The sequence below is a fragment of the Lutibacter agarilyticus genome (assembly GCF_900188235.1).
Taxonomy (GTDB): Bacteria; Bacteroidota; Bacteroidia; order Flavobacteriales; family Flavobacteriaceae; genus Lutibacter; species Lutibacter agarilyticus.
Genome location: NZ_FZNT01000001.1, coordinates 84,449 through 102,975 on the forward strand (window position 1 = coordinate 84,449; position 18,527 = coordinate 102,975).

At 32.0% G+C, this 18,527-nt stretch carries 11 protein-coding genes; 10 read left to right on the forward strand and 1 reads right to left on the reverse strand.

The annotated features are described in order from the left end of the window. Positions 1 to 2: 2 nt before the first annotated feature. The 10 genes from CHB67_RS00345 (at position 3) to CHB67_RS00390 (ending at position 16,395) form a co-directional block, all read left to right on the forward strand. The gene (locus tag CHB67_RS00345) at positions 3 to 1,415 is read left to right on the forward strand and encodes a sulfatase-like hydrolase/transferase (RefSeq protein ID WP_089379754.1); all 1,413 of its coding nucleotides are present in this window, start codon (positions 3 to 5) and stop codon (positions 1,413 to 1,415) included. Positions 1,416 to 1,439: 24 nt separating this feature from the next. After that, complete coding sequence (locus tag CHB67_RS00350) at positions 1,440 to 3,011, forward strand: sulfatase family protein (protein ID WP_089379755.1); 1,572 nt, start codon at positions 1,440 to 1,442, stop codon at positions 3,009 to 3,011. Between the two features lie 159 nt (positions 3,012 to 3,170). Continuing rightward, positions 3,171 to 6,044 carry a sugar-binding domain-containing protein gene (locus CHB67_RS00355; protein ID WP_089379756.1) on the forward strand — a complete coding sequence of 958 codons (2,874 nt, stop codon included), beginning with the start codon at positions 3,171 to 3,173 and terminating at the stop codon, positions 6,042 to 6,044. A 6-nt stretch (positions 6,045 to 6,050) separates the two neighbouring features. Further along, the gene (locus CHB67_RS00360; RefSeq protein ID WP_089379757.1) at positions 6,051 to 7,445 is read left to right on the forward strand and encodes a glycoside hydrolase family 30 protein; all 1,395 of its coding nucleotides are present in this window, start codon (positions 6,051 to 6,053) and stop codon (positions 7,443 to 7,445) included. Then, entirely contained in the window at positions 7,446 to 9,299 is a 1,854-nt protein-coding gene (locus CHB67_RS00365; RefSeq protein WP_089379758.1) for a sulfatase-like hydrolase/transferase, read from the forward strand. Between the two features lie 5 nt (positions 9,300 to 9,304). Next, positions 9,305 to 10,405 (forward strand): SGNH/GDSL hydrolase family protein, encoded by a 1,101-nt coding sequence (locus CHB67_RS00370; protein WP_089379759.1) that lies wholly within the window; start codon positions 9,305 to 9,307, stop codon positions 10,403 to 10,405. 11 nt (positions 10,406 to 10,416) lie between these two features. After that, entirely contained in the window at positions 10,417 to 11,379 is a 963-nt protein-coding gene (locus CHB67_RS00375; RefSeq protein ID WP_089379760.1) for a hypothetical protein, read from the forward strand. Between the two features lie 2 nt (positions 11,380 to 11,381). Further along, on the forward strand, positions 11,382 to 13,196 hold the full coding sequence (locus CHB67_RS00380) for a beta-agarase (RefSeq protein ID WP_089379761.1): 1,815 nt from the start codon (positions 11,382 to 11,384) through the stop codon (positions 13,194 to 13,196). 30 nt (positions 13,197 to 13,226) lie between these two features. Continuing rightward, a complete protein-coding gene (locus CHB67_RS00385) occupies positions 13,227 to 15,056 on the forward strand; it encodes an arylsulfatase (protein WP_089379762.1) in 1,830 nt (609 codons plus the stop codon). Between the two features lie 208 nt (positions 15,057 to 15,264). Beyond that, a complete protein-coding gene (locus CHB67_RS00390; protein WP_245813375.1) occupies positions 15,265 to 16,395 on the forward strand; it encodes an InlB B-repeat-containing protein in 1,131 nt (376 codons plus the stop codon). A 542-nt stretch (positions 16,396 to 16,937) separates the two neighbouring features. Here the strand turns inward: CHB67_RS00390 and CHB67_RS00395 are convergent. Beyond that, complete coding sequence (locus tag CHB67_RS00395; RefSeq protein ID WP_089379763.1) at positions 16,938 to 18,518, reverse strand: hypothetical protein; 1,581 nt, start codon at positions 18,516 to 18,518, stop codon at positions 16,938 to 16,940. Between the last annotated feature and the right edge of the window lie 9 nt (positions 18,519 to 18,527).

Below are 18,527 nucleotides of genomic sequence, written 5' to 3' on the forward strand. Positions count from 1 at the left end.
AGATGAAAAAACGACTGTTGAGTTTTGCGAGTGTATTGTTAGTTATAGCTTCTTGTACTTCAAACAAAGAAAAACAAATTTCAGAAGAAATTCAAAAAGAGATTGCTAAACCAAATATCATTGTAATCCTAACAGATGATCAAGGTTGGGCTGATGTTGGCTTTAATGGAGCTACAGATATTCCTACACCAAATATAGATAAAATGGCTGCTGAGGGTGTTGTTTTCTCAAATGGTTATGTTTCACATCCTTATTGCAGTCCGTCAAGAGCAGGTTTATTAACTGGTCGCTATCAAGCGCGTTTTGGACATGATTGTAATATGCCTTACAATGTTGAAAGCGATGAAACTGTGGGAACTCCACTTTCAGAAAAAATGATTTCTGAAGCTTTAAAGGATTTAGGTTATAGAACAAGTGCCATTGGTAAATGGCATTTAGGGGATCACGAAGAATTATGGCCACCAGCACAGGGATTTGATCATTGGTTTGGTTTTCCTGGCGGAGGAATGAATTATTGGGGGAAATCTAAAAATAAAATTCAAACTATTTATAGAGATAGAAAAGTAGTACCTGAAGATGAATTAACCTATTTAACCGATGATTTTACAGATGAAGCTATTGATTTTATTACTAAAAAAGATGATAAGCCATTTTTTATATACTTGGCATATAATGCACCACATGCACCTGACCATGCAACTAAACAATATTTAGAAAATACCAAACATATTGAATATGCAGGTAGAAGTATTTATGGAGCTATGGTGAATGGTGTAGATCACTCTGTTGGTAGAATTGATTCTACCTTAGTAGCAAACGGCATAAAAGACAATACTGTTATTGTTTATTTAAGTGATAATGGAGGAAGAGTTGAACATGCCGATAATAGACCTTACAGGGGGCATAAAGGAATGTTGTTTGAAGGAGGTATTAAAGTGCCTTTTAGCATTACTTGGCCAAACGGAATTAAACCAAACCAAGTTTATAATGAGGCTGTAATTTCGTTAGATTTGTTTCCTACTTTTTTAAATATGGCTGGAGGAAATGCTAGTAACGAAAAGCAATTAGAAGGGAAAGATTTATTACCTTATATAAATAAGGAAAATACAGGTAAACCTCATGAAATTATGTTTTGGCGTTCTGTTGGTGGTTTTGAATATGCTGTTAGAAAAGGAAAATATAAGTTGTATAAAAGCTCATATAAAGATAAAACCTTGCTTTTTGATTTAGAGGAAGATTCATATGAACGTTATGATATTTCCGATAAATACCCTGAAATTATGATAGAATTACAAGCAGCTTATAAAGATTGGGATGCTAAAAACATAGCGCCTCAATGGGTTGATCCGCATGCTGAGAATGTATTAAAAGAAGAAAGTAAATGGGAAGCCGCTAGAAATAGGTCTTCAAAGTAAAATAACATAAATAAAATTATAAAAATGATTCAAAATTTAAAATTGAAAAGCATCTCGTTTCGTTTAGTGCTATTAAGTTCTTTGTTTTTTTTAGGAGCATGTAAAAACGAGAAAAGTGAAAGTAAAACGAAAGAATCCAATAAGCCAAACATTGTTTTTATCTATTTAGATGATTTAGGTTATGGAGATATTAGTGCAAATGGAGCTACAGAAATAACAACTCCTAATATTGATAAATTAGCAAATGAAGGTGTGCGATTTACCAATGGTTACGCTACATCTGCTACTTGTACGCCAAGTAGATACGCAATTTTAACAGGGGTATATCCTTGGAGAAATAAAGATGCAGCTATTTTACCAGGAACAGCTCCGTTGATTATAAGTACTGAACAAATGACAGTTCCAAAAATGTTGAAATCTCAAGGATATCATACCGGTATTGTGGGGAAATGGCATTTAGGGCTTGGTTCTGGAAATGTGAATTGGAACCAACGTGTGTCTCCTGGACCAAATGAAGTTGGTTTTGATTATTCATATATTATGGCAGCAACCCAAGATCGTGTACCAACAGTATATATTGAAAATGGAGATGTAGTTGGGTTAGATCCAAACGATCCAATTGAAATTAATTATAAAGATAATTTTGAAGGAGAACCAACTGGAACTGATAATCCTGAATTGTTAACTATGAAATGGCACCACGGACATAATAGTAGTATTGTAAACGGTATTCCTAGAATTGGTTTTATGAAAGGTGGTGAAGCTGCAAAATGGAGTGATGTTGATATGGCTGATCATTTTTTAAAAGGAGCTCAAGATTATGTAAAACAACATAAAAATGAACCCTTCTTTTTGTATTATGCTTTGCAACAACCACATGTGCCACGTACACCGCATCCACGATTTGTTGGAACTTCAGGAATGGGCCCAAGAGGAGATGTTATTTTAGAAGCGGATTGGGTAATTGGTGAGTTTATAAATACGCTAGAAGCTGAAGGTTTATTAGATAACACATTAATTGTTTTTTCTAGTGATAACGGCCCTGTTTTAAATGATGGTTATTATGATGATGCTGTTGAAAAACTAGGAGCTCACGACCCAAAAGGAGGTTTAAGAGGTGGAAAGTACAGTTTGTTTGATGCAGGTACTCATGTTCCTTTTATTACGTACTGGAAAGGGAAAATTAAACCTAATGTATCAAATGCGTTAGTGAGCCAGGTAGATTTATTATCGTCTTTGGCAAAATTAACAGGAAGTGATGTAAAACTAAATGATAGTGAGGAATTAATGGATGTTTTATTAGGAACTTCAACTGAAGGAAGAACAGAATTAGTTTTAGAAGCTGGGCAAAAAACAGCTTATAAAGCCGGAGACTGGGTTTTAATACCTGCATATAATGGGAATCCAATTAACACACAGGTAAATATAGAGTTGGGTGTTTCTCCAGATTATCAGTTGTACAACCTTAAAAATGATAGAAGTCAGGAACATAATTTAGCAGCTACTGAAAAAGTGAAGTTAGCTGAAATGATTGCTGCTTATGAACTAATAAGAGGTACTGAAAAAGTTGAAATAAAAGAGCTAGAATTAAAATAGTTCAGAAGAAAAATTAGTTAAAAAGGCTTTGCAGTATTAGTGCAAAGCCTTTTTTATGCACTTTAATTTTTATTAACCATATGTACTACTTTTCTGTTCATTTCTAATCGCTGAATTAGAGAGTAATCAATAATTTTATTTTTCTAAATTAATTGAAAAATGAGATTAAGTATATTTTTAATAAGTTGTTTAATAATTACAACTTCTTATGCACAAAAAAGTAATTTGCCTGTTGGTTTTGAAACTGGCGATAGAACAAAAACAAATTTAAATATTGGGTGGAAATTTCATTTAGGTGAAGTTAATGGTCAGCCAGAACTAGTGGGTTTTGATGATACTACATGGGAAAGTGTTTCTATTCCGCATACTTCACAATTGGTTTCATATGAACTAGATAGCATTAAAGAAACTTGGGTACAAGAGACCTATTTAAGAGCTATTAGTTGGTACCGAAAATCTATCAAAGTAAATTCACCTTCAACCCAAAAAGTTTTTATTGAATTTGAAGCAGTTCACAACACTACAGAATTGTGGGTTAATGGTAAAAATGTTGGTAAATACGCTGTTAACGGTTATGTTCCTTTCTTTTTTGATATTACAGATTATGTAAAATATGGTGAAGAAAATCTGATTGCCATAAAAGCCGATAATAGTTTTAACCAAACCATAGCACCCGACCCTCACAGGTCTGATTATGTAAAATTTGGTGGTATGTATCGCGATGTTTATTTGGTAACTACCAATAACTTACACGTAAGTTTTAATTGGGAAGACTTTGATGCTGGTGTAAATATCAACACGCCAACTGTTAATAAACACAATGGTACAGTTACTGTAAAAACAACTGTAAAAAACGAAAACACTTCAACAAAAAAATGTAAAATAGTTACCAATATTATCAATGAAGAGGGTTATGTTTTAAAAAAAATCACTTCAAATGTTAATATAGCGGCCAATTCAAATTATACTTTCCGCCAATCGGCTGTAATAGAAGACGATTATCATTTATGGTCTCCAGATAAACCTTATTTATATAGAGTACATTCGGTTATTTATGATGAGGAAACACCTGTTGATTTTGTTGAAAATAAGTTTGGATTTAGAACTTTTTCTTTAGAAGAGGGAAAAGGTTTTGTGCTGAATGGAGAGCCTGTTTTTTTAATAGGTGCAAATCGCCATCAAAGTTATCCAATTGTTGGAGACGCAGTTCCAAATTCGTTTCATTATAATGAAGCTTTGCAATATAAAAATGCAGGAATGAATATCATTCGTTTGTCGCATTATACACAAGATGATGCTTTTATAAATGCCTGTGACGAATTAGGTATTTTAGTGTATGAAGAACCATCAACTTGGATTGAATGGGGAGATGAAGCTTGGTTTTCAAATTTAGAATCGGCAACCAGAACTATGATTCGCAATCACAGAAATCATCCATCAATTGTTTTTTGGGGAGCAGGTATCAATCACAGAGGTCCGGTGCCACAAATGCAAACAGTTGCTAAAGAAGAAGATCCGTTTCGTTTAACAGCTTCGGCTTCTAGTCCGTGGAATGGTGTTAAAAATGAAGGTATTTCAGACATCTATGCAACAATGGATTACAGAAGAACAGAATTCCCAGAAGGTGCTTTTACAATGGTTATGGAGCATGGAAGTTCGCCAAATGCTGAGGTTAATCAATTTCACATTTCTAGATATAAAGGCAATAAAAATAATTTTGCAGCCATTGCCTGGTTGGGCGCCGATTACAATCATTTGCAACCTGATATAGTAGATAAAAGATGGAAACGTGATTTTATGACAACTTATGCTGTTTTATCCTCATATAGAATTCCAAAGCCAGTTTATTATTGGTATCAATCTGAATTGGTTGCAAAACCAATAGTGCATATTGCAGATGAAACTGCTTCAAAAGATGGCAAAGTAAGCGTATTTAGTAATTGTCAAGAAGTTGCATTGTATCATAATGGTGTTTTAATTTCAAAACAATATCCTGATAACAATGTGGTTAAATTAAATTTAAATCACCCTTCATTTACATTTAATTACAAATGGACAGCTGGTAAACTAACAGCTGTGGGTTATACAAATGGACAAAAAATTACAGAGTTTTCAAGAACAAAACAAGGCAAACCAACACAAATTAAATTAGAGTTTAATATCAACAATCAGCCATTTTATGCTGGTGGTTCAGATATGAGATTGGTACACGCGTATGTTTTAGATGAAAACGGAGAAGTGGTAACAACTGCAAACAACACTATTTCGTTTTCAATTAAAGGAGAAGGTGTGTTGGTTGATAATGGAAATATAGATGTAAATCCGGCTAAATTGTATAATGGAGTTGCTTCAATTTATTTAAAAGGTACCGCTAAAACAGGTGAAATTACAGTTACAGCCAAAGCAAATGGGTTAAAAACAGGAACGGCTTCAATAACAACTTCAACCTATAATTCTAATGAAATTGAAAATGCAGCAAAACCAATTTATGATTTCCCAATTTCAAAAGTAGATATTGGTGGTAAAGTTCAATTGGTACAATTTGATTGGTTAGCATGGACAGGAACTTCTAATGAAAATTTGAAGTATTTATTAAAAGATTACAATGCTGAAATTGAAATAATTAGTAAAAACAACATTAATTGGTTGGGAGATAGTGCTATGTTGGGCGATTTAAGTTTTGTAGGTACCGATGGTGTTTATGTTGAAGAAGGAGTTTTAACTTTAAAAATTTCGAACTTAAAAGCGGGTAATTATTTTATTGAAACTTTTCATCATTCTAGAAGAGGAAATGTAAAAATGACCAACGATATTGAAATAACACTTGTTGATAAAAACGGAACATTTAGCAGAGTATCTAATGATCATATTGTAGATTATTATTTACAAGATAATACAGGTGAACGCGCACCTTTAAGTATAAAAACATACTTTAAAACCGATGGTAAATCGCCAGTAATGTTAAATTTTAAAAACATGAATAATGTTGGTGATATGTGGTTAAACGGATTTGTTTTAAAACAATTAAAATAGAAGATAATGAGATTAAAAAATATTTGTTTAGTATTGTTATTAATTACTTCAATAGTAAAAGCTCAAAAATATACTGTAGATATTACATATGTGTCTTTAGAACAAGGTGAAGAAAATCCTGTGAAAACTTTTGAAACTAATATTGATGCTTCAGTAAAAGTGACCCAAAACGATTTTATTGTTTTAGTGCCTGAAGTTGAGTTTCAAACCATTGAAGGTATTGGTGGTGCGTTTAACGAAAATGGAGGTGAAGCGTTGCTAAGTTTATCTGAAGAAATGCAGCAAAAAGTGTTAACAAACTTATTTAACACAAACAATGCAAATCTTGTTTTTAATAGAACGCCTATTGGAGCCAGTGATTTTTCGTTAGATGCTTATAGTTATAGTATGGTTGCTGAAGATTATAAAATGAAACATTTTTCAATAAAAAGAGATGAAAAATATTTATTGCCATATATAAAAAAGGCTTTAAAAGTAAATCCAACAATGCTATTACAAGCTTCGCCTTGGAGTCCGCCAGCTTGGATGAAATATAGCAATGCAATAGACAAAAATAATAAAGATTTAAAAGGAAGCAGGTTAAGAGCAACTCCAGAAATTTACAAAGCTTACGCTAGTTATTTTGTAAAATATATTGAAGCTTATAAAAAACAAGGTGTAAATATTGATCGTTTTTGTATTCAAAATGAGCCAGACACTTATGCTCCATTTCCGGGTTGTAATATGACGATGGAGCAAATGGAAGATTTAAGTTTAAATTACGTAATACCTGCCTTCAAAAAAAATAAATTAAATACAGGTATTTGGGCAGGAACATTTAGAACCATAAATAGAGGTGATCATTACAAGATTTTAAATTCAAAAACCATTGAAAATTTTGATGGTATTGGTTTTCAATATGCTGGTGAAGCTTTTATAAGAGAAGTTTCATTATTGGCTCCAAATATGAAAATAATGAGCACAGAAACCAAGTGTTTTAATGGAGATAATTCAACCGAACAAGCCAAACAAAGAATGGCAGAAATTGCCAATTATATCAATGCAGGAAGTTCAAATTATTGCTATTGGAATATAATTTTAAATGAAACTTCGACAAGTGCTTGGGGTTGGAAACAAAACTCGTTGGTGGTTATCAATCGTGAAAATGGAAATGTGATATATACACCAGATTACAATGCCATGTATTTGGCAAGTAAATCCATTCAAAAAAATGACCATAGAATTGCCCATATTTCAAAACATGCAATTGTAACTACAAAAAATAGCAGCAATCAAATCAAAGTTTTAATTCAGAATGATGAACCTAAAACTAAGTTTGTAAAATTAATTATTGATGAAGAAGAAATAAATATAGAATTGCCAAATAATGCACTTTGTAATTTAACTTTAACACTTAACTAAATGTTATTTAAGCATAAAATATTGACATTGTTAGTTGTTTTAATTTCAATAGGAACTAAAGCACAGCAAACCAGTAAACCCAATATATTGTGGATTTTAACCGATGACCAACGTACAGATTCTAACGGTTATTACAACGAAATTACCACAGGTAAAAATGAGAGTCCGCTTGGTTTTGTAATGTCTCCAAATTTGGATGCTTTATCAAAAGAAGGAACTGTGTTTATCAATATGTATTGTAATTCTCCAGCTTGCGCGCCCTCAAGAAATAGTATGATAACAGGTAAATACCCGCATCATTCTGGTGTTTATGGATTTGAATATTTTACTGGAAAAACTGATTTTTTCAATAAAACATTGCCACAAGTAATGACAGAAAACGGTTATGAAACTACGTTGTTTGGTAAAAGCGGGTATCGCAATAAAGATGTAAATAAAAAGGATAAAACACCTTACGACGCATTTTATGAGCAATATATTACAGATAACGATTTGATGAGAGCTGGAATTACCGATTGGTACAATCCAAGTGTTTGGGGAAAAGTAAATGGTAAAAATCAAAAAACAGATTCGAGAACCGAATTCTTTTTTCCTAATGGAGACAAGAAATCTTGGAGTCGTGAAAAAACAATTTCCAAAGAAGAACAGGAAGTTAGAAAAAGTGTTGAAGCTGAGTTAGATATTTTATATCATTATTCAAAACCAGGTTCTGATTTAATAATTGGAGGTGTAAATTCAATGCCAGCAGATAAAACTTTGGATGGTAATATTTTAACTGAATATACGAGCTATTTAAACAATCAAGGCGAAAGCTATACCAATTTGTTGGGTAATACAATGAATGGAGCAGATGCCAAAAAGCCTTTATTTACAAGTTTGAGTTTTCATTTTCCACACACACCTGTAATGCCTCCAAAAGAGTTTAGAGATTTATTTAAAGATAAAGTTTATAAAATTCCTGAATTTGATAAAGAAGCAGAGTTGAGTAAGTTGCCAAAGCAGTTGGTTACTTTGTATGAGAAATTAAAAATTGACGATTTGTCTTATGAAGATAAGCAACAAGCCATTAGAGATTATTATGCTTTTTGTGCTTTTGGCGATTATATTATTGGGAAAGCTATCGTTGAATTTAAAGCTTATTGCAAAAAACACAATCAGGAATATATGATTGTTTATACCAGTGGAGACCACGGTTGGCAATTAGGAGAACAGGGTATTGAATCTAAATTTGCACCTTGGGATTTGTCTACACATACCACAGCGATAATTGTTTCATCTGATAAAAGTAAGGTTCCAACAGAAACTGTTTACGAAGGTTTTGCGGAGTATGTAGATATTATGCCAACGATTATTTCCGCAGGTGGCGTAAATATTTCAGCTAAAGAATATGACTATTTAGATGGTTTAGATATGGGAGAATTGATTGAAAATAAAAATATTAATAAAGACTATATTATTGGTGAAATTAATAGTGTTGCAGGTCCAAGAACCTATATGCGCTCAAAAGATTTTGCTTTTTCAATGCGACCTAGACCTTTAAACGGAGCAGCTGGTGGTAGATATGAACCAAATGAAAATGTACGTTGGGGGTTAGATGCACCAAGAGATGAGGTTCAAATGGCTTTGTACGATTTACGTAACGACCCAATGGAAACAAACAATGTAGCCAATGATAAAGAGTATATAAAATTGGCAGATTGGTTTAGAGATAAATTAGGAAATATTATTTTAGGTGATGGTAGAATTGAAGTCAATTGGAAAAAAGGGAACGAATACAGTATAAGTGATTTTGCATTGGGAGCAGATGATAAAAAGTTAGAAATTCCATCAAAAATAATTCCTAAAGTAGAATAATATTAATGAAATATTTTTTAACATATATTTTTGCGTTTTTAGTTTTTTCAGCTTGTAAAACAAAATCAGTTGACTCAACTCCGTTATTTGTAAAACCAACTGATTCAGCGATTACTTACCAAGGTCGTACTGGTGAAAATGAGACAAAAACGGCAACCGAAATTTATTGGTCAGGTTCTTCGATCAAAATCAATTTTGAAGGGACAGAGGTTAAAGCTATTTTTGATGATGAAAATGGTGAAAATTATTTCAACATTATTATTGATGGTGTGAATTTTGAAGTACTTAAATTAAAAAAAGGAAAAGAAACCTATGTGCTTGCTGATAGTTTAACCAAAGGAAAACACAGCATTGAAATTACCAAAAGAAACGATTGGGATTACGGAACAACCTTATTTTATGGTTTTGAAATTGAAGGAAAAGTATTGGAGCCAGATGCTGAAAATAGATTGTTTATTGAGTTTTATGGAGATTCTGTAACATCAGGTCACGGAAATGAAGATTATTTAGGAAATGATAGTTCTAATGGAGATGTAACCAATAATTACAACGCATATGCAGCCATTACTGCACGTTATTTCAATGCAGATTATACGTGTGTTGTTCGCAGTGGTATTGGTGTTATGGTGAGTTGGTATAATTTAATTATGCCCGAAATGTATGACAGGTTAAATCCAAATAACCCAAATAGCAAATGGGATTTCACCAAAAAACAACCAGATATTGTAGTGGTTAATTTATTTCAAAATGATTATTGGATTGTGAATCTTCCAGAGCATGAGGAGTTTAAAAGACGTTTTGGAACTGACAAACCAACAGAAAAAGATATTGTAAAATCTTATGCAGATTTTATAAAAACAATCAGAAATTTGTATCCAATTACTTCAATTGTTTGTGTGTTAGGAAATATGAACATTACTAAAAATGGATCTGAATGGCCAAATTATGTAACTGAGGCAGTAACCTCGTTAAATGACGCCAACACATATACTTGCTTTGTTCCATATAAAGATACACCTGGACATCCAAAAGTAGCAGAACATCAAATAATTGCCAATGAATTGATTAATACCATTAAAAATAATAATTTAAATAGTAGTAATTAAATAGTTGAATAATGAAAATAGTTTTAAAATTAGTTTTTGTAGCCGCCTGTTTATTGTTGGTTTCATTTAAAGTAACAGCACAAGAACCCGAAAAAGTTTTCTTTGTAAAAACAGTTCCCACAAAAATTCAAATTAAAGAATCCTATGCTTTTACAGTAGGATATGTAGTAAATGAAGAAAGTGATATTACGGTTGAAGTATCAGCTGGTCCAAATAAATTTTGGGCGCACAAAGCAATACCTGTAAAAGCGGGAAGAGGTATTTTAGATGTGAAATTAAACCCTGTTCAATTACCTACTGAAGGTAGTGGATATAGGATTTTACTTTCAGTAAGAGCAAGAAAAGGAAATTGGCAAACAACCAGAACAGCTGTAGATATTAATAATTTAGAATTTGTTTCAGAAGAAGTACGTATTCCCGAATCGGTTTCTTTTTCACCATTAACGCCTAATCAATTAGAAAGTACCAATAAATTTAAATTTGATATTGATTATTCAGTATTAAAAGAGCAAATGATACAAGTTTCTATTTGGAAAGATAAAAACTGGTTAGGTTCTTCAAAAAAGATAAAGGTAGCGCCAGGCAAGGGAGTTGAGTCGGTTGTTGTTGATATAGATCCTCCTGTTGAAGGAAATGATTATAAATTTAAATTAACATTTGGTGAACCGTCAGATTTTGAAAATAAAACTACTAGTAGTAAAGAACGTACTGGTATTTACATTACAAAGCCAGCAAAAAAGTTAACATTGAAAGAAATCAATGCTAAAAGTATTCAGCTTGCAATAAATAAAGATTCTGAAGTACTAACATTACCAGGGAAATCTTCCTATGAATTCATTAAAATTATAGCAATAAACGGACAAATAATAGGTGAAGTAAAAAACACCAATTCAGTCAATATTTCAGCACTTACAAAAGGAGCTTATTTTGCCATAACTAGTGAAGAAGATTATTACAAATTTGTAAAATTATAAAAATGAAAAAACAAGTTATTTTAGTAATATATAGCTTATTAATAAGCATTGTAAGTTTAGCTCAAAATACAGTAAGTATAGACTTAACTACTCAAAAATTTATAGGCACTAAAAGTGAATTAAGTAGAGAGAAGTATTTCTCAATGCACGGCTCATACACCGATGGTGACTTGGCTTTTGATGCCGTTTATTTATTTGATCAATTAGGAATTGAATTTGGAAGAACTTTTGGTGGGCCAAAACCATTTAAAAAAGATAAAACAACCGAGCCTAAATTGGATCAAGCCTATGCAGAAGCTGCTAAAAATGTTGAGCGGTATAAAAATGCTCCTATGTACGAGTCGTTTAAAACACGTGACCTTATCTTGACCGATCACCCAAAAGAAGCTTTTCAGCTAAATTTAAATTATGAAAAAGTAGCGGAATACAATGCAGAATTTATAAAAAAAGCCTATCCGTTAATGCCTAGGTATTATGAAGTAATGAACGAACCTTTTGTGCACGCAAAAGAATATGTGGCATCTTGGGACGAAACAGAAGCTGTAATTGTTGAAATGTCTAAATTCCACAAAGTAGTGGCAGATAAAATACATGCCCAAGTACCTGGTATTATGGTTGGTGGTTATAGTGCTGCTTGGCCTGAAATGGAATTGAAAGATTTTTGGCATTGGAATACACGAATGAAAGTATTTATGGATACTGCAGGTGAAAGTATGGACTTTTTTGCAACACATATTTACGATGGAAGAAACGTTGAAGGCGATTTTAATTATAGATCAGGAAGTAATGCTGAGGCTATTTTAGATTTAATTGAAGCTTATAGTTATAAAAAATGGGGAAAAGTTAAGCCTCATTTAATTTCAGAATATGGTTACACATCAAAAGGTTTAGTAGGAAAGCCTTATTCTGCAGAACTTAATGGAACATGCTTGGTGTCTTACAATAAAATTTTAATGTCTTTAATGGATAAACCAGACAGGTTATTAAAAGCTTTGCCTTTTATTACAGGTAAAGGAAGTTGGTTTTATAATGATAAAAGAAACCCAGATCAACACCCATATCCTTGGGTAATTTCACGTAAATTATCAAACGGAACCTATAAATACACACATTTAATTAAATTTTATCAGTTATGGAAAGATGTTGAAGGTAAACGAATTGACATCACTTCAAACAATCCAGATATACAAGTAAATGCTTTCGGAAAGGAAGGTAAGGCTTATATTGCAATAAATAGTTTAGCTGATGAGGTTCAAGAAGTAACATTAGACTTTTTAAATAAGAGCAACAGTTTAATTAATAATACAACTTTAAGAAGGTTGTATTTAAATGAAAAAGGAATTCCAAAGTTGGTGTTTTTTACGAATATTTCAGAATTAAAAACGTTGGAATTAAAAGTTGGAGAGACTGTAATTTTAGAATGTGATGTTAATGCGTATGAATTTGAAAATAGCCTTCACGAACAAAACTATTATACAAAAACCTACTTACAAGAAATAATTGCTAACAAAACATTAGAGTTTACCTTAGAACAAGTTTCAACAGGTAAAAAGGGACGAGCAAGTTTAAAAATGGGAGTGGCTAGAGCTCATAATTTAAGTAAACAACCTATAATATTTGTGAATGGTAAGCAGGTTAAAGTTCCAACAAATTGGGCAGGCTACGATCAAAAACCTAGAAAAGAATTTTTTGGAGTTATTCAAATACCAGTTGACATAAAATATTTAAAAGAAGGTAATAATCAGGTTGAAATTACTTTTCCAGATAATGGTGGGCGCGTTAGTTCTCTAATCTTAAATGTTGAAAAATATAATTAGAGGTGAAGACTTCAAAATTCAAAAGCAAATATGAAATTATTAAAATTTTCGGTACTAATTATTTTGGCTTTTAGCAGTTGTGCTAAGAAAAAAAATCCAAGTCCAATTTCTGAAACAATATTAAAACCAAACGTAATACTTGTAATAACAGACGATCAAGGTTATGGTGATGTGGGAGTTCTAGGAAATACGATTATTAAAACACCAAATATTGATGCTTTTCATGGGGAAAGCTATCATTTAACCGATTTTCACGTGGGGCCAACTTGTGCGCCAACGCGTTCGGGATTAATGACAGGGAGATATGCAAATAGCGTTGGAGTTTGGCATACTGTTGGTGGATGGTCTTTGTTAAGAGAACAAGAAAAAACCTTGGCAAATATGTTTACTGAAGCAGGTTATAAAACTGGTGGATTTGGAAAATGGCATTTAGGTGATAACTATCCGTTTAGACCAGAAGATAGAGGATTTCAGGAAACCGTAATGCACGGCGGAGGTGGAGTTCAACAAACACCTGATTATTGGAATAATACGTATTTTAATGATACTTATTTTAAAAATGGAAAGCCTACAAAATTTGAAGGCTATTGTACTGATGTGTTTTTTGGAGAAGCAATTAATTTTATTGAACAGAATAAAGACAAACCTTTCTTTTGTTATATAGCTCCTAATGCACCGCACGGTCCGTATAATGTTCCTATGGAATATTATAATTTGTATAAGAATTTATCTGAAGATGTGTTAGCTGAAAAGCAAAAACGTTTTTATGGAATGATTACCAATATTGACGATAATTTTGGAAAATTAAGAACAGCTTTAAAAGAGTTAAATATTGCAGATAATACAATTTTAATTTTTATGACTGATAATGGTACCTCTGCAGGTTATTACTACAATAAAAAGAAAAATAGTGCAACTGGTTATAATGCTGAAATGAGAGGTGCCAAGGGTAGTGCTTATGAAGGTGGTCACAGAGTACCGTTTTTTATCCATTGGAAAAATGGAGATATTTCAACTTCAAAAGATTTTTCTCAATTAACAGCGCAATTAGATATTATGCCAACACTTGCTGAATTATGTGGAATAAAACTTCCGAAGGAACATTTAGCATTAGACGGTAAAAGCTTAGTACCGTTATTTAAAAATGAAGAAAAGAGTTTAAACAGAATGTTGGTAACAGATTCTCAGCGAATTCAGCAACCTGAAAAATGGAGAAATTCTGCAGTAATGCAAGATACTTGGCGTTTGATAAACGGATCAGAATTATATAATATTAAAGAAGATAAAGGTCAAGAAAATAATATTGCAGAACAATATCCTGAAAAAGTAGCAGAAATGCGCACGTTTTATGAAAACTGGTGGCAGCAAGTTTCGGTTGATTTTGACAAAGAAATTTTTTTTAAAATTGGTTTAGAAAACATAAATCCTGTGACTTTAACTGCACATGATATACATGCCCAAAATGGCATGCAACCTTGGAATCAAGAATATATTAGGCAAGGTGTTTATGGAGAAGGTTATTGGGACATTAATGTTGTAAAGGAGGGTGATTATAAAATTTCTTTAAGAAGATATCCAATAGAGTCTAATTTAAAAATAAACACAATTGTTAAAGGTATAACCACTGTAGAATTACCAGGGTTGGAGAAAGATTTATCAGAAGGAGTAAACCTAAATTATGTGAAGGCTTCTCTTAATTTTGATAATAAAATTAATAAAGAAGTTACTGTTAGTAATCAAGATCTTTCTGCAGATTTTAAATTGCATTTAAAGCAGGGTAAAACTAAAATGAACGCAAGCTTTTATAATAGTAAAGGTAAAGAGAATGTTGCTTATTATGTGTATATCACAAAGCTATAGATGAAAAGCTTTTACTTTTTATATGCCTACTTAATTTGTTCTGTCAAAACAGAACTATTTTATATATTCTTTTTGAACTTAAATTTTACAGGTTTTGAAAAATTAGATAGATTTATTCAATGTTTCAGGGAAATGTCTAGTTATAGTCTAGTTTAAAAGAGCTACTATTTTATGAATAAAATATAATATTGCATAAAAACTTTTAACAATGAATTTAAGAATTTTACTTCTATTAATGTCTTTTACTATGTCTTCATGTTCAAATGAAGATACCCCTAATTTATTTTCGCTTAAAACTTCAGTTGAACCTATTAATTTCGGTGTTATTACACCTTCCTCAGGTGAATATGAGCAAGGAAATGTAGTTACCATTCAAGCAAAAGCTAATGATGGATACGTGTTTGTAGAGTGGTCTGGTGATGCCAGCGGAAATACAAATCCACTAAATATTATGATGAGTTCAGATAAAACGGTAGTTGCCGTATTTAAAAGTGAAGGTATAGAAAAAGAATGGGATGTTTATCCAATCCCAGCAAATGCAGGTACTGGTAAAACTTGGGAATTACAAGATTTTTCAGACGATTTCAATTATAATGCACCAGCTGACAATAAAGGAACTGAATTTACAAATAATTGGACAGATTGGTATCATAACGCCTGGTCAGGACCAGGATTAACCGTTTGGAATAGAAATCATTCTATGGTTGAAAATGGTACATTAAAATTAATAGCAACTAGACTAGACGGAACCAATAAAGTAAGTGCAGGTGCTATTAGTTCAAATAATAGAATTAAGTATCCGGTTTACATTGAAACAAGAGCTAAAATAATGAATTCGGTTTTAGCCAATGGAGCATGGTTATTAAGTCCTGATGATACTCAAGAAATTGACTTTATGGAGGCTTATGGGGCTAGTTTTTCTAATTCAGCTAATAAAGACCAAACTTGGTATGCTGAAAGAATGCATTTAAGTCACCATGTGTTTATTCGTGATCCTTTTCAAGACTATCAACCTACCGATGCAGGAAGCTGGTATAAAACAGGAACTACATTATGGCGAGATGATTTTCATAATTATGGAGTGTATTGGATTGATCCTTGGAATTTAGAATATTATGTAGATGGTGTTCTTGTGAGAACCGTTTCAGGTGAAAATATCATTGATCCAAATAATTTCACCAACGGAACTGGTTTAAGCAAAGAAATGGATATTCTTTTTACTGTTGAAGATCAAGATTGGAGATCTAATCAAGGTATTACACCTACTGATGATGAACTTAGTAACCTAGAAGATCACACATTTACTATAGATTGGATTAGAATATATAAGCCAAAATAATTTACATGTATTTCTAAATTATTTACGTTTAAAATTAACAAAAAGGCCATTTAATTATGGTCTTTTTTTATGTAAAATTATTTGTAAAAAATAAATTGATGGCTACAGCTAAAATAATACGTATTATTTGATGATAATAGTTAAAAAGATCGATGTAGCTTGTTTAATAATAAAAGCAATGTAGTTAGTTAACAAACAACTTGAAAAAGAGCTACAGAAGCCTTTAAACACCATCTTCTAAATGTATAGCAACTGCTTCTATACTAATTTATAGACAATTTAATATTGAAAGAAATAAATAGATAAAGCTATTACATGTAAATTAGCTTACTCTAGCCAATTAATACACCATAAAATCAACAAGTTATATTGACTTAATCTATTTGGCAATAACAAAAAAATCTCGAGGTTTTAAACCTCGAGATTTCAATCTACATTACTCTATTTTAGAGCAATTTTAAACTATCCAGAAAACACTAGAACGTATGTTTTCTAGATAGTTACAATCATTTATTATTTTAATTTAATAACAAGGTTTATAATTATGGTCTTAAACTAACTTCAGAAACACTTAAATTATCCATATAAAATTTCAACCTTTCTGGGTTTGCTTCATTATAACCTCTAATTTGGAATGTTTTATCTCCAGTTTCATTAAACTGTGCATATGTTTTACTATATACCCATTCTCCTGTTTTAAAATCACTTGTAAATGTTGGGTTACCACCAACACCCCAATTTGTATCTGGCCACCAAAAGAATCTAACATCTGGAGCAAAACCGGCAGGGTCATTAGCTCCTAAATCTTCAACATAAACCCATATTCCAATTTCATAATTTTTACCAGTTTCAGCAGGGAATGTTATTTGATCACCAGCTGTATTTTTATGACCTATGATCATACCACCATTTGGTCTAAACTCTATGTAGGCGCTTTTGCTGCCGTCTTGTGCTTTTATATCTGATATTTCAAGGTCATATTCACCCCAAACACCACCCCACCACATGTAAGGCCAGTTATCAGCTGTTGAGTTTTCAAAGCTATGGTCATAGTCTGAAGCAACGTCTAAAATATTAATTTTAGTAAATTCTAAAATTTCATCGGTAAATGCAGTTGCTTTAACTGCATCTAAAGTTGCTAATACACCTGGAGTATAAGAAACTTTAATAACATCATCATTATAAATTCCTTCACCATCTAGCTCAAGTAAAATAATGTTTCCTTCTGTTGCATCAACGCTAGCTTTTTTAATAGTTGGTGTAATAACGCCACCATTTTCTATTATAATACTAAAGTTATCTTTGTTAAGTGTTGAAGCATCCATTTCTCTACTAAACACTAGTGCAATATCACCATCTTTATCAGTTACTTGCTCCAAGTCTACAGGATCTGTAGAAGCAATTACTTTTATAAAGTCTTTTAAGTAAATAGTATCACCTCCATAAGGCCTAGCTCTTGATGCTATAAACTGTATGTCATAGGTACCCATTTTTTTATACTTCACATCAGTTTCAATTGGTGCAGCCGTAACTTCAGTAGGGTCACCTCCATCAAAGTTCCAAACAAATTCTTCTGGAGCGCCATCAGTTGCATATGTAAATCTAACAGATTTACTTGCTGTAACTTCATTTTCTGCCATATCAGCGATGTTTAAAGCGGCACCTAAACTTCCATCATCATTAATGAAATTAGCATTGATGGTTGCTGTAACCGGACTTAAAACGGTTACTATAATTGTTGTGTCCAACTCTTTTCCTCTTAATTCAGTTCCAACAAAAGCGTCTCCTTTAAAGATTTGGTTTAAATGTACACTGTGTTCTCCTACCGTGTTAAATATTGTTTTTACAACATCTTTTGATGAATTGATATCATCATCAGAACCTACAATATCAACAACTCCTTCAGGGAATGTCCAAGTTCTAGATTCAACTCCGGCAGAAATATCTCCAAAGTCAATTTCTCCATTTATATTAATTTTATTTTCAAAATCCATTTGGGAAGTGTACACAACCCTATGATTTGGTTCTGTTAAGCTTAGCTCATTTGAATCATCGCTACATGCATTAATAAATAATGCAACTGCAATGAACCATATATATGTTTTAATTTTTTTTAAATTCATAATTTAAAT

Bases quoted from the DNA above. Each gene is read 5' to 3' on its own strand.
- CHB67_RS00345 (WP_089379754.1), top strand. From the start codon at position 3: ATGAAAAAACGACTGTTGAGTTTTGCGAGTGTATTGTTAGTTATAGCT.
- CHB67_RS00350 (WP_089379755.1), top strand. From the start codon at position 1,440: ATGATTCAAAATTTAAAATTGAAAAGCATCTCGTTTCGTTTAGTGCTA.
- CHB67_RS00355 (WP_089379756.1), top strand. From the start codon at position 3,171: ATGAGATTAAGTATATTTTTAATAAGTTGTTTAATAATTACAACTTCT.
- CHB67_RS00360 (WP_089379757.1), top strand. From the start codon at position 6,051: ATGAGATTAAAAAATATTTGTTTAGTATTGTTATTAATTACTTCAATA.
- CHB67_RS00365 (WP_089379758.1), top strand. From the start codon at position 7,446: ATGTTATTTAAGCATAAAATATTGACATTGTTAGTTGTTTTAATTTCA.
- CHB67_RS00370 (WP_089379759.1), top strand. From the start codon at position 9,305: ATGAAATATTTTTTAACATATATTTTTGCGTTTTTAGTTTTTTCAGCT.
- CHB67_RS00375 (WP_089379760.1), top strand. From the start codon at position 10,417: ATGAAAATAGTTTTAAAATTAGTTTTTGTAGCCGCCTGTTTATTGTTG.
- CHB67_RS00380 (WP_089379761.1), top strand. From the start codon at position 11,382: ATGAAAAAACAAGTTATTTTAGTAATATATAGCTTATTAATAAGCATT.
- CHB67_RS00385 (WP_089379762.1), top strand. From the start codon at position 13,227: ATGAAATTATTAAAATTTTCGGTACTAATTATTTTGGCTTTTAGCAGT.
- CHB67_RS00390 (WP_245813375.1), top strand. From the start codon at position 15,265: ATGAATTTAAGAATTTTACTTCTATTAATGTCTTTTACTATGTCTTCA.
- CHB67_RS00395 (WP_089379763.1), bottom strand. From the start codon at position 18,518: ATGAATTTAAAAAAAATTAAAACATATATATGGTTCATTGCAGTTGCA.